Annotated in this window: 13 protein-coding genes; all 13 read left to right on the plus strand. The window is 51.0% G+C overall.

Annotated elements, in window-relative coordinates; all coding sequences use genetic code 11:
* The first annotated feature begins 2 nt into the window (after positions 1-2).
* The 13 genes from B9Z32_RS09990 (at position 3) to B9Z32_RS10050 (ending at position 15,096) form a co-directional block, all read left to right on the plus strand.
* Positions 3-1,289 (plus strand): branched-chain amino acid ABC transporter permease, encoded by a 1,287-nt coding sequence (locus B9Z32_RS09990; protein WP_199219981.1) that lies wholly within the window; start codon positions 3-5, stop codon positions 1,287-1,289.
* Complete coding sequence (locus tag B9Z32_RS09995; RefSeq protein WP_108421282.1) at positions 1,289-2,059, plus strand: ABC transporter ATP-binding protein; 771 nt, start codon at positions 1,289-1,291, stop codon at positions 2,057-2,059. Before B9Z32_RS09990 ends, B9Z32_RS09995 begins: the two co-directional genes overlap by 1 nt.
* 1 nt (position 2,060) lies before the next feature.
* Positions 2,061-2,756 carry an ABC transporter ATP-binding protein gene (locus tag B9Z32_RS10000; protein WP_108421283.1) on the plus strand — a complete coding sequence of 232 codons (696 nt, stop codon included), beginning with the start codon at positions 2,061-2,063 and terminating at the stop codon, positions 2,754-2,756.
* Positions 2,757-2,902: 146 nt separating this feature from the next.
* Positions 2,903-5,014, plus strand: a complete 2,112-nt coding sequence (locus tag B9Z32_RS10005; RefSeq protein ID WP_108421284.1) for a 3-hydroxyacyl-CoA dehydrogenase NAD-binding domain-containing protein — start codon at positions 2,903-2,905, stop codon at positions 5,012-5,014.
* Positions 5,015-5,029: 15 nt separating this feature from the next.
* Entirely contained in the window at positions 5,030-6,205 is a 1,176-nt protein-coding gene (locus B9Z32_RS10010) for an acetyl-CoA C-acyltransferase (RefSeq protein ID WP_108421285.1), read from the plus strand.
* A 79-nt stretch (positions 6,206-6,284) separates the two neighbouring features.
* Positions 6,285-8,135, plus strand: coding sequence for an acyl-CoA dehydrogenase (locus tag B9Z32_RS10015; RefSeq protein WP_108421286.1), 1,851 nt, complete (start codon positions 6,285-6,287; stop codon positions 8,133-8,135).
* A complete protein-coding gene (locus tag B9Z32_RS10020; protein ID WP_233248240.1) occupies positions 8,135-8,464 on the plus strand; it encodes a Dabb family protein in 330 nt (109 codons plus the stop codon). Before B9Z32_RS10015 ends, B9Z32_RS10020 begins: the two co-directional genes overlap by 1 nt.
* Positions 8,465-8,485: 21 nt before the next feature.
* On the plus strand, positions 8,486-9,277 hold the full coding sequence (locus tag B9Z32_RS10025) for an SDR family oxidoreductase (protein WP_108421287.1): 792 nt from the start codon (positions 8,486-8,488) through the stop codon (positions 9,275-9,277).
* Positions 9,278-9,285: 8 nt separating this feature from the next.
* Positions 9,286-9,714 carry a PaaI family thioesterase gene (locus tag B9Z32_RS10030; RefSeq protein ID WP_108421288.1) on the plus strand — a complete coding sequence of 143 codons (429 nt, stop codon included), beginning with the start codon at positions 9,286-9,288 and terminating at the stop codon, positions 9,712-9,714.
* 23 nt (positions 9,715-9,737) lie between these two features.
* Positions 9,738-10,754, plus strand: a complete 1,017-nt coding sequence (locus B9Z32_RS10035) for an NADP-dependent oxidoreductase (protein ID WP_108421289.1) — start codon at positions 9,738-9,740, stop codon at positions 10,752-10,754.
* A gap of 27 nt (positions 10,755-10,781) precedes the next feature.
* Positions 10,782-11,717: a glutathione S-transferase family protein gene (locus tag B9Z32_RS10040; RefSeq protein WP_108421290.1), complete on the plus strand. Its 936-nt coding sequence runs from the start codon at positions 10,782-10,784 to the stop codon at positions 11,715-11,717.
* Positions 11,714-12,616 carry an SDR family oxidoreductase gene (locus B9Z32_RS10045; protein WP_108421291.1) on the plus strand — a complete coding sequence of 301 codons (903 nt, stop codon included), beginning with the start codon at positions 11,714-11,716 and terminating at the stop codon, positions 12,614-12,616. Before B9Z32_RS10040 ends, B9Z32_RS10045 begins: the two co-directional genes overlap by 4 nt.
* 68 nt (positions 12,617-12,684) lie before the next feature.
* Positions 12,685-15,096 carry a Tex family protein gene (locus tag B9Z32_RS10050; RefSeq protein WP_108421292.1) on the plus strand — a complete coding sequence of 804 codons (2,412 nt, stop codon included), beginning with the start codon at positions 12,685-12,687 and terminating at the stop codon, positions 15,094-15,096.
* Positions 15,097-15,131 lie beyond the last annotated feature (35 nt).

The following is a 15,131-nucleotide window of genomic DNA, read 5'->3' on the forward strand; positions in this document are numbered from 1 at the left end:
TCATGAAAACTTATCAATTTAAACCATACAACGTTGGCCGATGGGTTATTTGGAGCCTGTTTGCCATCGTCTTGATTTTTGCACCGCTCATTTTCACCAGCAATTTGTCGGGCACCATGCTGGCCCAAATGGGCATTGCCATCATTGCCTGTTTGTCCTACAACATTCTGTTGGGGCAAGGCGGCATGCTGAGCTTTGGTCATGCTGTTTATACGGGCTTAGGTTCTTTTGTGGCCATCCATGCTCTGAACGCAATCACAGCTGGCACATCCAGCATTCCAGTGAGTTTATTGCCATTGGTTGGCGGCTTTGCAGGAATTGGCTTTGCAGTTTTGTTGGGCTACGTGACCACCAAAAAATCGGGTACGCCTTTTGCCATGATCACGCTGGGGGTAGCTGAGTTGGTGTTTGCCATGTCACTCATGTTCTCCGAATTTTTTGGTGGCGAAGCAGGCATCTCGGGCAATCGAGTTGCAGGGCAAACGGTTTGGGGTATCACTTTTGGCCCTCAAATCCAAGTCTATTATTTGATTGCCATCTACACCTTCATTTGTGTGGCACTCATGTATGCATTCACCCAAACTCCCTTGGGCAGAATTTTGAACGCGGTGCGCGACAACCCGGAAAGGGTTGAATTCATTGGTTACAACACGCAGCGTGTGCGCTACTTTGCCTTCATCATTGCCGGTTTTTTTGCAGGCATTTCTGGCGGCTTAGGCGCACTCAACTTTGAAATTGTGACTTCAGAAGTGGTTGGAGCAGGGCGCTCTGGCGGCTATTTGTTGTTCACGTTCTTAGGCGGCGCAACGTTCTTCTTTGGACCCATCATTGGTGGCATCCTGATGGTTTTAGCCTTTGTGCTTTTGTCTGAACTCACCAAAGCTTGGCTACTTTACTTGGGCTTGTTGTTCTTGTTCATGGTCATGTATGCACCTGGCGGCATTGCCAGCCTCATCATGATGAACTTGCGTGTGGCTGCGTTTGGCAAACTCAAACAAATTTGGGTTAGTTATTTGGCTTTGTTTGTCACGGGCTTCGTTGCACTCATTGGTGCAGGTGCCATGATTGAAATGGTTTACCACTTGCAACTCAATTCTGCCTTGGGCGATACCTTGAAGTTCATGGGCACCACCCTGAATGCCAAGGGCGTAGACAGCTGGGTTGGATCTATCTTCATCATGCTCACTGGATTGGGTTTGTTTGAAGTGGTTCGGCGTCATTTCCTCATTGAGTGGGGTGACATCCAAGTCGAAATTGAAAAAGAAATTAAACGTCGGGAGACAGCGTGATGTCATATGCGCTAGAACTCAAAGATCTCCGAAAAAATTTCGGTAAAACTGAAATCATTCGCGGTGCCAATTTAGCAGTGAACGCTGGTGAGCGTGTTGCCATCATTGGCCCCAATGGTGCCGGCAAGTCCACCTTGTTCAACCTCATCAGCGGTCGCTTTGGACCCACCAGTGGTGAAATCCTTCTGAATGGCCAACGCATTGATCACAAAGCCCCCTACGAAATCAATCGGATGGGCTTGTCTCGCAGTTTTCAAATTACCAACATTTTCCCCAAGCTCAGTGTTTTTGAAAATCTCCGGTGTGCAGTGCTCTGGAGCCTTGGCTACAAGTACACATTTCTCAAATTTTTATCGGGGCTCAAGGACGCCAATGAGTTGGCCGAGAAATACATGGCCATGATTCGCCTTGATAAAAAACGTGATTTGCTGGCCATGAATTTGACCTATGCTGAGCAACGCGCACTTGAAATTGGCATCACGATTGCTGGTGGCGCCAATGTGATTCTGTTGGATGAACCTACAGCGGGTATGAGCAAAAGCGAAACCTCACGTTTTATCAATCTGATCAAAGAAGTGACGGTTGGCAAAACCTTGCTCACAGTGGAGCACGACATGGGTGTTGTGTTTGGCTTGGCAGACAAAATTGCTGTGGTTGTTTATGGCGAAGTCATTGCTTACGACACACCAGAGGCAGTTCGATCGAACGCCAGAGTTCAAGAGGCCTACTTGGGCGCACACTCGGATGAAGATCAAGCGGGAGCCCATTGACATGTTAACCATCGACAACCTGCATGCTTTTTATGGCAAAAGTCATGTGCTTCATGGCGTGAGTTTCAATGTCAAAGCTGGCGAAATTGTGGCCTTGCTTGGTCGCAATGGTTCAGGCAGATCGACCACGGCCAAAGCCATTATGGGTTTGGTTGATTGCCAGGGCGATATCAAATGGAAAGACAAGCAAATTGTGGGTAAAAAAGCCTTCGAAATTGCTCACCTTGGTTTGGGCTATGTCCCCGAAAACCGGGATATTTTTCCCAAATTAACGGTTCATCAAAATTTACTCTTGGGTCAAAAAGGCAAGGGCAAGGGTGCTCGCTGGACTTTTGAAGACATGTATCAAATGTTCCCAAGACTTTTGGAAAGGCAGCACACAGAGGCTGGGGTTTTGTCTGGTGGCGAGCAACAAATGCTCACCCTTTGCAGAACTCTCATGGGCGATCCCGATCTCATCATCATTGATGAGCCAACAGAGGGTTTGGCGCCCAAGATTGTGGTGCTAGTGGGGCAATACCTCCAGAAGCTGAAAGAACGCGGCGTATCGGTCTTGCTCATTGAACAAAAACTCACCATCGCCATGAAGATTTCCGATCGAGCCCTAGTGATGGGGCACGGAAGTATCGTGTTCGAAGGAACACCCACAGAGTTGACCGAGAATACCTACATTCGCAAGGAGTGGTTAGAGGTTTAGAGTCCTTTTGAGGCCTTCTGAGGCCTTCTACAAGGGTCTCTTGAGCGACATAATCTCTTTCCACCCAGTTTGAAACCCCCTAGAATCGTGAAAAATAGAACGCCCGTTCTTTTTTAGAGACAGCTACCACCTGAGAGGAAAGCAGCATGACCGCTGAATACAAAGTCATTGGCGATGTGGCCGTGATCACCATGAGCAACCCGCCTGTCAATGGGCTCGGGCTTGCAACCCGCGTTGGCATCACCAACGGCTTGACCCAAGCCAACAGCGACGCAGCTGTCAAATCGATCATCATCACAGGTGCCGGCAATGCCTTTTCGGGCGGTGCCGACATCAATGAATTTGGATCACCCAAAGCCATCCAAGAACCCAATCTTTTAAGTGTTATTCGCGCTTGCGAAAATTCAGCTAAACCAGTTTTGGCAGCTGTTCACTCAGTCGCCATGGGCGGTGGTTTGGAATTGGCATTGGGTTGTCACTATCGCATGGCTGCGCCAGGTTGCAAAGTGGCTTTGCCCGAAGTCAAGCTTGGCTTAATTCCCGGTGCTGGTGGTACACAGCGTTTGCCGCGTGTGTTGGGCGTTGAGCCAGCCCTCAACATGATTGTCAGCGGCGAACCCATCAACAGCGAAATGCTGGCCATGTTGCCAGGTCAAAAGTTGTTCGATCGAATGGCCACATCGGCTGAATCTTTGGCTGCTGAAGCCATGGCATACGCCAAAGAATTGGCTGCTCAGCACGCAGACGGTTCTGCATTGCCCTTGGTTCGCAATTTGCCCTGCAAGCATCCTCAAGGCGACGCTTACTTCCAGTTTGCTCGCAACATGGTCAAAGGCATGGCAAAAAACTACCCGGCACCTCCAAAGTGTGTCGATGCAGTTGAAGCTGCGACCAAGAAAAAATTTGAAGACGGCATGGTCTTTGAGCGCGAGATTTTCACCAACCTTATGTGGACACCTGAGTGCCGTGCCTTGCGTCATATTTTCATGGCCGATCGTGCGGCTTCCAAAATTCCTGATGTGCCAAGCGACACACCCAAGCGCAACATTGCGTCTGTGGCCGTCATTGGTGCTGGCACCATGGGTGGCGGCATTTCCATGAACTTCTTGAACGCCGGGATTCCCGTCAAGATGTTGGAAATGAAGCAAGAAGCCCTGGATCGTGGCGTAGCCACCATTCGCAAGAACTACGAAGCCCAAGTGAAGAAGGGTAAGTTGAAGCAAGACAAATACGAACAGCGTATGGCTTTGCTCACCACCACTTTGAGCTATGACGACATTGGCAGCGCCGACTTGGTCATTGAAGCCGTGTTCGAAGAGATGGGTGTGAAAGAAGCCGTCTTCAAGAAACTCGACGAAGTGATGAAGCCTGGTGCCATCTTGGCCTCCAACACATCCACTTTGGACGTCAACCAAATTGCATCCTTCACCAAGCGTCCAGAAGACGTGGTGGGCATGCACTTCTTCAGCCCTGCCAACGTGATGAAACTGTTGGAAGTGATTCGTGGCGCCAAAACCAGCAAAGAAGTTTTGGCCACTGTCATGGCATTGGGTAAAAAGATCAAGAAAACATCTGTGGTCTCTGGTGTTTGCGATGGCTTTATTGGCAATCGCATGATTGAACAATACAGCCGTCAAGCAGGCTTCCTCATTGAGGAAGGTTGCACCCCAGCACAAGTTGATAAAGCCGTTGAGAAATTTGGTTTTGCCATGGGCCCGTTCCGCATGGGCGATTTGGCTGGCAACGACATTGGTTGGGCTATTCGCAAGCGTCGCAACGTTGAGCGCCCTGGCATGAAGTACAGCAAAACAGCCGACCTCTTGTGCGAGATGGGCCGCTTTGGTCAGAAGACAAACGCTGGCTGGTACGACTATCAAGCTGGCAAACGCGATGCCATCCCAAGTGCTTTGGTGGTTGAGATGATTGAAAAGCACCGTGCCGCAGAAGGCATCACACCTCGCAAAATTTCTGACGAAGAAATTGTTCAGCGTTTGGTTTTCTCATTGGTCAATGAAGCTGCGCACATTTTGGAAGAGGGCATTGCCAGCAAGGCCTCCGACATCGACATGGTCTACCTCACCGGTTATGGCTTCCCCATCTTCCGTGGCGGCCCCATGTTGTACGCCGACCAAGTTGGTTTGTTCAACGTGGCCGAAGCCATGAAGCGCTTCGCTAAAAACCCACGCGACGATGCCGCTTTTTGGCAACCCGCACCGCTGCTTGCCCGTTTGGTGGCAGATGGCAAAACATTCAACTGATCAGAGGTATTCCATATGACCAACGCCGTCATTGTTTCCACCGCACGCACACCTCTGGCCAAGAGCTGGAAGGGTGCCTTCAACATGACCCATGGCGCTACCTTGGGTGGCCATGCCGTTCAGCACGCGGTTCAACGTGCGGGCATCGACGCCGCCGAAGTTGAAGACGTCATCATGGGTTGCGCTACACCAGAAGGCGCTACCGGCGCCAACATTGCTCGCCAAATTGCATTGAAGGCTGGCTTGCCCATTTCTGTGTCTGGCATGACCGTGAATCGTTTCTGCTCATCTGGTTTGCAGACCATTGCTTTGGCAGCGCAACGCATTATTGCTGGCGAAGGTCAGGTTTATGTGGCTGGTGGTGTCGAAAGCATTTCTTGTGTTCAACAAGAAGCCAACCAGCACATGTTGCAAGATTTGGCCTTGGCCAAGATGAAGCCAGAGATTTACTGGAATATGTTGCAAACTGCCGAACAAGTGGCCAAGCGTTACAAGATTGGGCGCGATCGCATGGACGAGTATGGCGCTGCCAGCCAACAAAAGGCATGTGCCGCCCAAGCCGCTGGTTTGTTCAATGACGAAATTGCACCCATCACCGTGTCTGCTGGCGTGATTGACAAAGTCATGGGCATGATGACCAAGCAAGTGACGGTCAGCGTCGACGAAGGTTTGCGTGAAGGCACCACTGTCGAAGCCATCTCCGGTTTGCGCTCTGCTTTACCTGGTGGCTTGATTTCGGCTGGCAATGCCAGCCAGTTTTCAGACGGCGCAGGTGCTTGCGTTTTGATGGACGAGAAATTAGCTGAGCAACGCGGTCTGAAGCCACTGGGCCGCTTCCTGGGCTTTGCCGTTGCAGGTTGTGAGCCTGACGAAATGGGCATTGGACCTGTTTACGCTGTACCCAAAGCATTGGCACGTTTAGGCTTGAAGGTTTCCGACATCGATTTGTGGGAGTTGAACGAAGCCTTCGCTGTTCAAGTTTTGTACTGCCGCGATACCTTGGGCATTCCTCCCGATCGCCTGAATGTCAATGGCGGTGCCATTGCCGTGGGTCACCCTTACGGTGTAAGCGGTCAGCGCCTCACAGGGCACGCTTTGATCGAAGGCAAACGCCGCGGTGCCAAGCGGGTGGCAGTCACCATGTGCATTGGCGGTGGCATGGGTGCTTGCGGCATTTTTGAAGTGCTCTAAGCGTTTGCGCTAAGCATCCACGGGCGACCCGCTACCCATGCAGGCCGCCCGTTTTCATTTTCATTGAGATCTATTTGCCATGAGCCTTCGGACTACTCTGAATTTTTTGTTGTACGAATGGTTAGACGTTAACCAGTTGCAACAACGCGCGCGTTTTGCAGATCACAGCCAAGAAACATTTGATGCCGTGCTAGATACTTGCGAGCGCATTGCCCGCGAAAAGTACGCGCCGTTCAATCGCTTGGTAGATATCGAAGAGCCCCGCTTTGATGGTGAAAAAGTGATCTTGCCTCAAGCAACACATGACGCACAAAAAGCCTATGCCGAATCCGGTATGTTGAGCGCGGCGCAAGATTATGAAATTGGTGGCATGCAATTGCCTTACACCGTTGAGGCGGCTGCCAACACATTCTTTGCCATGGCTTCGGTCAGCATGGGCTCAGGCTTGTTGACCGTGGGCAATGCCAATTTGCTCATGGCGCACGGGTCGGAATTACAAAAGAAGGTGTTCGCGCTCAATGAGTTTTCGGGTCGTTGGTCAGGCACCATGTGCTTGTCTGAGCCCCAAGCGGGCTCGTCTTTGAGTGACGTCATGACCCGCGCCACACCGGATGGTGCTGCGTATCAGCAAGACCCTTTGGGAATGCGCTATCGCCTCAAAGGCAACAAAATGTGGATCTCGGCCGGGGAACACGAACTCACTGAAAACATCATCCATTTGGTCTTGGCCAAAATCCCAGGGGCTGATGGCAAATTGATACCTGGCGTTAAAGGTATCTCCTTGTTTATCGTGCCAAAGAAAATGGTTAATACTGAAGGCCAACTAACGGGCGTTCGCAACGATGTGGCTTCAGCAGGTCTCAACCACAAGTGCGGATGGCGTGGCACTACCAACACGCTGCTGAACTTCGGTGAGGGCAAGTTCAGAGTTTCAACTGACAACTCAGATTCTGATGGCTCGGGAGCAGTTGCTTACTTGGTGGGCGAACCTGGTCGCGGTTTGGGTTATATGTTTCATATGATGAACGAAGCTCGCATTGGCGTGGGCTTGGCAGCCACCATGTTGGGCATGGCAGGTTATGAAGCCAGCTTGGAGTACGCCAAAAACCGTCCACAAGGTCGACCTGTAGCAGGTGGCACGCAGAAGGTGGTGAAAGACGCTGCGCAATCCCAAGTTCGCATCATTGAACATGCCGACATCAAACGCATGTTGCTGGCCCAAAAGTCTTATTGCGAAGGTGCCTTAGCCCTGGAACTGTATTGCGCCAAATTGGTTGACGAACAACACACAGGGTCTGCTGAGAGCGCAGATGAAGCTCGCCTGTTGTTGGAGGTCTTAACTCCCATTGCAAAGAGCTGGCCCAGCGAATGGTGCCTTGAAGCCAACAGTTTGGCCATTCAGATCCATGGTGGTTATGGCTACACCCGCGATTTCCCTGTTGAGCAGTATTGGCGTGACAACCGCTTGAACATGATTCACGAAGGAACCCATGGCATCCAAGGCATGGACTTGCTGGGTCGCAAAGTGTTGATGGAGGAGGGTAGGGGCGTGAAACTGTTGGCAGCCCGCATGTTGGCGACTGCGCAAAAAGCACAAGCTTCTCCCGATTTGGTCAATGACGCAAAAGCATTGACTGCTGCACTTCAAAAAGTAACACAAGCCACTCAAATGGCCTGGTCTACCGGACAACCTCAAGAAGCCTTGGCCAATGCAGTACCTTATTTGCAAGCCTTCGGTCATTTGGTCTTGGCTTGGATTTGGTTGGATGTGAGCGCATCATGCCGTGGTGAAGCTAACCCAAAACAAACAGGCCGACAAGCTGCGGCTCAATATTTCTATCGTTATGAATTGCCCAAGATTGATGCTTGGCTCAATGTTGTTGGCAATCGTGACATGACGTGTGCCAACTTGTCTGAAGAGGCCTTCTGATGATTAACATGAAGAGCGAGCCTAAAGGTTTGCGTCACATCGTGATGTGGACTTTGAAGGACGAAGCTGAAGGTCAGACCAAAGAACAAAACATGCAGAAAGCGCGTGATGTGCTAATGAGTTGTTCAAGCTTGGTGCCAGGCATTGAACATTTTGAGGTGGGCCTCAAGACCGATGGCCTCGATTGCACCTGCGATGTCATCTTGAATTCTGTTTTCAAAGATGAAGCGGCCTTGAGTGCTTATCAAAATCACCCCGACCATATGGCCATCAAGCCCTTCATTAAAGCCATTGTTGCTCAGCGACAGTGCATGGATTTTTGGAACTAATTTTTTTACAAAGGATTGAACATGACACGTACGGTCAAACAACTTTTCGATTTAACGGGCCAAACTGCATTGATCACCGGTGGCTCGCGAGGTCTTGGATTGCAAATGGCGCATGCCCTCGGCGAAGCTGGTGCGCGCTTGATGTTGAGCTCGCGCAAGGCGGATGATTTGCAAGAAGCTGTTGCCGAGCTCAAGGCTGCTGGCATTGAAGCCGACTTCATTGCAGCAGATTGCGGCAAAGAGGAAGACATCAGACGCTTGGCCCAAGACACCGTCAAAAAAATGGGTCGCATCGACATCTTGATCAATAATGCCGGCGCCACTTGGGGTGCGGCTGCAGAAGTTCATCCAGTATCGGCTTGGGACAAAGTGATGAACCTCAATGTGCGTGGCTATTTCATCTTGGCTCAAGAAGTAGCTAACTTGTCCATGATTCCCAATGGCCGTGGACGCATCTTGAATGTGGCTTCTATTGCTGGTTTGGCTGGAAACCCGCCCGAGATGCAAACCATCGCTTACAACACCTCTAAAGGCGCAGTGGTCAATTTCACCAAAGCGCTGGCAGGTGAGTGGGGGCAGCATGGCATTACTGTGAATGCCATTTGCCCTGGCTTCTTCCCCAGCAAAATGACTTACGGCTTGCTCGAGAAAATGGGCGTAGACCGCATGGCCAGCCATGCACCCTTGCGCCGCCTGGGCGATGACGAAGATTTGAAAGGCTTGACCTTGTTGTACGCCAGCGAAGCCGGTAAACACATTACTGGCCAATGGTTGGCTGTAGACGGTGGCGTGAGTGCCATCATTGGCGGATAAGCATTTTCATGAGCATTCCATTTGGCGTTCACATTCCATTTGTGGCCAACCTTGGCTTCACTTTGGAGAAGTTTGAGAATGGCACATCTGAGTTGCATTACAGCCCCCGCCCTGAACACCACAATTCATTTGACATCACCCATGGCGGTGCTGTGATGACTTTGCTTGACGTGGTAATGGCCACAGCCGCTCGAAGTGTGGAACAAGACATGGGTGTGGTCACCATAGAAATGAAAACAAGTTTCATGCGGCCTGCTAAAACCACTGGGCATGAGCATTTGGTCGCCAAAGGCTTGTTGCTTCATCGCACCAAAACCATGGCTTTCACTGATGGCAAGGTCTATGACGCTGCCGGTCAGTTGTGTGCACACGCTACCGGCACTTTCAAATATGTGAAACGAACACCCTCTGTGACATCTCCCATTTCAACCGATTAAATCTATCTAACCAAGAGACATCTATGCCTACCAATCACATCGTCGTTTTAGACAATCGCCCCGAAGGGGAGGCCAGCGCCTCTAACTTCAAATTGATCACGGCCGAAACACCAGCGCTTCAAGAAGGTCAAGTTTTGGTGAAACACCATTACCTGAGCTTGGACCCCTACATGCGGGGTCGCATGAACGCAGGGAAAAATTACGCACAACCTCAGCCCTTGGGTGAAGCCATGATTGGCGGTACCGTGGGCGAAGTAGTCGATAGCAAGCACGCCAAGTTCACAGTAGGTCAAACGGTGCTGTGCATGGGGGGCTGGCAAGAATACAGTGTGATCAACGCCGGTGTCGCGGGCGCTTTGAAGCATGTGAATGCCGAAAAAATTTCTATCAGCCATTACTTGGGTGCAGTGGGCATGCCTGGGGTGACAGCTTGGTATGGCTTGGTCAAAATCATTCAAGCCAAACCTGGCGCAACAGTCACAGTCAGTGCAGCCAGTGGCGCAGTGGGCAGTGCGTTTGGCGCTTTGGCCAAAGCACGAGGTTTCCGCGTGGTGGGGATTGCTGGCGGCAAAGCCAAATGCGATTACGTAGTCAATGAACTGGGCTTTGATGCGTGCGTTGATTACAAAGAACATACCGACTACATCTCCTTGTCTAAAGCCCTCAGAGAGGCTTGCCCCAATGGCATAGACGGCCATTTTGAAAATGTAGGCGGCATGGTGCTAGATGCCGTGATGTTGCGCGCCAATGATTTCTCTCGCATTGCAGTGTGCGGCATGATTGCGGGCTACAACGGTGAGCCTTTGCCTATGACCAATCCCACCTTGATCTTGAAGAGCCGCATGACCATCGAAGGCTTTATCGTGAGCGAGCACATGGAAGTTTGGCCAGAAGCTTTGGCCGAGCTGGCTGAATTGATTGCCAGTGGCAAATTCAACCCACGTCAAACCATTGCGCAAGGCTTGGCGGCTGCACCCGAAGCATTCCTTGGTTTGCTAAAGGGTCAAAACTTTGGCAAGCAACTTGTGAAGTTAATTTAAGCCCTTAGCCATCAAGAAAGCAAAGCCATGAGCCAATTGATTCTTCATCATTACCCATCCTCTCCGTTTGCTGAAAAAATTAGGTTAATTTTGGGTTACAAGAAGTTGGCTTGGCAAAGTGTGATCATTCCCTTGATCATGCCTAAACCAGACCTCACGGCTTTGACAGGGGGTTACCGACGCACGCCTGTTTTACAAATAGGTGCTGATATTTATTGCGACACCGCTTTGATCGCTGATATTTTGGAAAAACAGGCACCTGCGCCCAGTCTCTATCCATCACCGGTCAATGGCGCCTCCAGAATTGTGGCGCAATGGGCCGACAGCCAAGTTTTTCCGGCAGCCATGACTTATAACTTCCAGCCATCAGGTTCAGCGGATGTGTTTGCAGGGGCACCCGAAGCAGTTATGCAAGCGTTTGTGGCCGACCGAGCTGCCATGCGCGGCGGTGCTTCAAGAATGTCATTGGGCGAGGGCACGAGCACCTACAAAAGCCAACTTCGCCGCTTGTCAGACATGCTCACAGAGCACCCCTACTTGATGGGAGATTTTCCCAGCATTGCCGATTTTTCAGCCTATCACCCCATGTGGTTCACGCTAGAAAAAACACCCAGTGTGGCAGGTATTTTAGACGCCACGCCTTTGCTGAAAGATTGGATGCTGCGCATGAAAGCCATCGGGCATGGCCATCCAGAAAAGATGAAATCGGAACAAGCCCTTGAAGTGGCCAATAACGCAACACCCGCAGATGTTTCTCAACTTGCATTTGTAGACGACCATGGCATTCCCCTGGGGTCTGAAGTCACAATCACTGCCGATAATTTTGGCTTAGAACCCACGCCAGGCATTTTGGTGGCGGCTACCAAAACACGACTCACATTGCGCCGCGAGGATGAACGAGCAGGTACGGTTCATGTTCACTTTCCCCGTAACGGATTTATTTTGAAGAAGGTCAAATCATGATTCGCAATTTTGAAAACAAAACAGCTGTCTTAACTGGCGGTGGCTCTGGCTTCGGATTAGAGTGCGCTCGCATTGCAGCTAGACTGAAAATGAATGTGGTGCTGGTCGATGTGCAGCAGGATGCGCTCGACAAAGCAGAAGCTGAAATCAAGGCCACAGGTGTCAAGGTATTTGCCAAACGCGTAGACGTTTCCAATGCAGACCAAATGGAAGCATTGGCTAAAGATGTCCAAACAAACTTTGGTGCACCTCACTTTGTCTTTAACAACGCTGGCGTTGGGTCTGGGGGTTTGATCTGGGAAAACACCGTGGCCGATTGGCAATGGGTCATGGGCGTCAATGTATGGGGTGTGGTGCACGGCGTTCGCTTGTTCACGCCCATGATGTTGGATGCTGCCAAAAAAGACCCTGGCTATGAAGGTCATATTGTGAACACCGCCAGCATGGCCGGTTTGCTCACCGCCCCCAATATGGGCGTGTACAACGTCAGCAAACATGCGGTGGTAGCGCTTACAGAAACCTTGTACCAAGATTTGAAATTGGTAACTGACCAAGTCAGTGCAAGCGTTTTGTGCCCTTACTTTGTGCCCACTGGCATTAGCCAAAGTCATCGCAATCGTCCAGCCAACTTGCCCCACCAAAAAGCCACCAAGAGCCAATTGATTGGCCAAGCCATGAGCGACAAGGCGGTAAGCAGCGGCAAGGTGTCGGCTGCACAAATGGCTGAAATGGTGTTTGAGTCCATTGCCAACGACCAGTTCTACATCTACAGCCATCCGCAGGCATTGGGCAATGTCCAAACCCGCATGGAAGCCATTGTTCAACAGCAAAATCCACCCAATCCATTTGCTGCAAGACCTGATATTGGCGAAAAACTCAAAGCCGAACTGCGCACTTAAAAGTGGCCACCAGAGTGTGGCAAACTCATTGGCTTTGGTATAGAAATCTATAAAAGTTAGCCAACGAGATGCAGAAAATATTGGGCCAATTGGCCGTTGAAATCAAAATCCGTCCTGAGCAAGTTCAGGCGGCTGTGAGTTTGTTAGATGGCGGCGCCACGGTGCCATTCATTGCCCGTTACCGCAAAGAAGTGACCGGCGGCTTGGACGATATTCAGTTGCGTGAACTTGAATATCGTTTGGGCTACTTGCGTGAGATGGAAGATCGCCGTGCCACCATCCTCAAAAACATTGCCGATCAGGGCAAGCTCACCCCCGAGCTTCAAATGGCCATAGACCAAGCCGCCACCAAGCAAGACTTGGAAGATTTGTACCTGCCATTTAAGCCCAAGCGCCGCACCAAGGGCATGATTGCCAAAGAGGCCGGCATAGAGCCTTTGGCAGATGCTTTGTGGGCCAATCCTTCGCTCAATCCACAAGACGAAGCGCAAGCCTATTTGAAGCCAGCAGATGCCATTGAAGGCGCTGATTTTTCAACCGTGGGCGCAGTGCTAGATGGTGTCCGCGATATTTTGTCTGAGCGTTGGGCCGAAGATGCCTCTCTCATTCAAGCCCTGCGTGAATGGCTTTGGAAAGAAGGTTTGTTCACCAGCCATTTGGCCTCTGGCAAAGACGAAAACCAAGCCGAAGTCGCCAAGTTCAGGGACTATTTTGATTACAGCGAACCCATTGGCCGCGTTCCTTCGCACAGAGCTTTGGCCGTGTTTCGGGGTCGTACTTTGGAATTGCTAGACGCCAAGCTTTCTTTGCCTGAACCTGAAGCGCTCAGTTCTTCGGCTGCACCCTTAACGGCCACAGCAGCAGCCCACGCTGCCAGTGCTTTGGCTGAAGGTCGCATTGCGCTACACCTTCGTTGGTCACACAACGCAAGGCCCTCTGACGACCTCATTCGCAAAACTGTTTTATGGACATGGCGCGTCAAGCTCAGCTTGTCTTTAGAGCGAGACCTTTTTGCACGACTTCGTGAAGAAGCCGAAAAAGTGGCCATCAAAGTTTTTGCAGACAACCTGCGCGATTTGTTGCTGGCTGCTCCTGCAGGCCCTCGTGTGGTGTTGGGCTTGGACCCAGGTATTCGCACCGGTGTCAAAGTGGCTGTGGTGGATGAGACGGGTAAGTTGGTTGAAACATCAACTGTTTATCCTCATGAACCTCGCCGTGACTGGGATGGCTCATTGCACACATTGAACAAACTTTGTCAAAAACACGGGGTCAATTTGATCGCCATTGGCAATGGCACCGCCAGCCGTGAAACCGACAAACTGGCTGCCGATCTCATCAAGCAACTCACAACACCAGACAAGCCTGAAATTCAAAAAGTGGTGGTTAGCGAGGCGGGCGCTTCGGTGTATTCCGCCAGCGAATTTGCCAGCCAAGAAATGCCAGATGTCGATGTGAGCTTGCGCGGTGCAGCCAGCATTGCACGCCGCTTGCAAGACCCCTTGGCTGAGTTGGTCAAGATCGACCCCAAATCGATTGGTGTAGGTCAGTACCAGCATGATGTGAATCAAACAGAATTGGCACGCACTTTGGAAGCCGTGGTGGAAGATTGCGTGAACGCTGTGGGTGTTGACTTGAACACAGCCAGCGTGCCCTTGCTCTCACGCGTGTCTGGTCTGTCGGGGGGTGTCGCTAAATCTGTGGTCCGTTGGCGTGAAGCCAATGGGGCATTTAAAAACCGCCAAGACTTGCTGAAAGTAACAGGACTGGGTGCCAAGACGTTTGAGCAAAGCGCGGGCTTTTTGCGCATTCGCGGTGGTGACAATCCTCTGGACATGACAGGTGTTCACCCAGAAACCTACCCTGTGGTGGAAGCCATTATGGCGAAGGTAGCTCAGCCTGTTGAGAATGTCATGGGGCGTGCAGACATGCTCAAAACCCTGCGTCCCGAATTGTTTGCCAACGAAAAGTTTGGTGTCATTACCGTCAAAGATATTTTGGTGGAGTTGGAAAAACCGGGTCGTGATCCCCGCCCAGATTTCAAAGTGGCGCGTTTTAACGACGGTGTGGACGACATTAGAGATTTAAAAGAAGGCATGATTTTGGAAGGCACTGTCAGCAACGTGGCGGCCTTTGGTGCCTTTGTCGATTTAGGCGTTCACCAAGATGGTTTGGTTCACGTGAGTCAACTCAGCAACAAGTTCATCACCGATGCACGTGAAGTGGTGAAGACGGGCGACATCGTCAAAGTTAAAGTGACTGAAGTCGATGTGGCTCGCAAACGCATAGGCCTCACCATGAAACTCAGCGACGCAGCACCTTCTGGTGCCCAGCGTAGCCGTGAAAATAAATTTGAAGGTGGGCCGCGCCAAGGCCATCAAAACCATCATTCGCAGGCTTCTAAGCAGGCTTCCAACCAGGCTGGCAATTTAGGCCAAAGCGCCATGGCATCGGCTTTTGCCAAGTTGCAAAATAAATCTTAATGCGCCTCCATTCTTTCAATCATCAAAACTCATGC

Origin of the sequence: Limnohabitans sp. MMS-10A-178 (assembly GCF_003063375.1) — a bacterium.
GTDB lineage: Bacteria > Pseudomonadota > Gammaproteobacteria > Burkholderiales > Burkholderiaceae_C > Limnohabitans_A.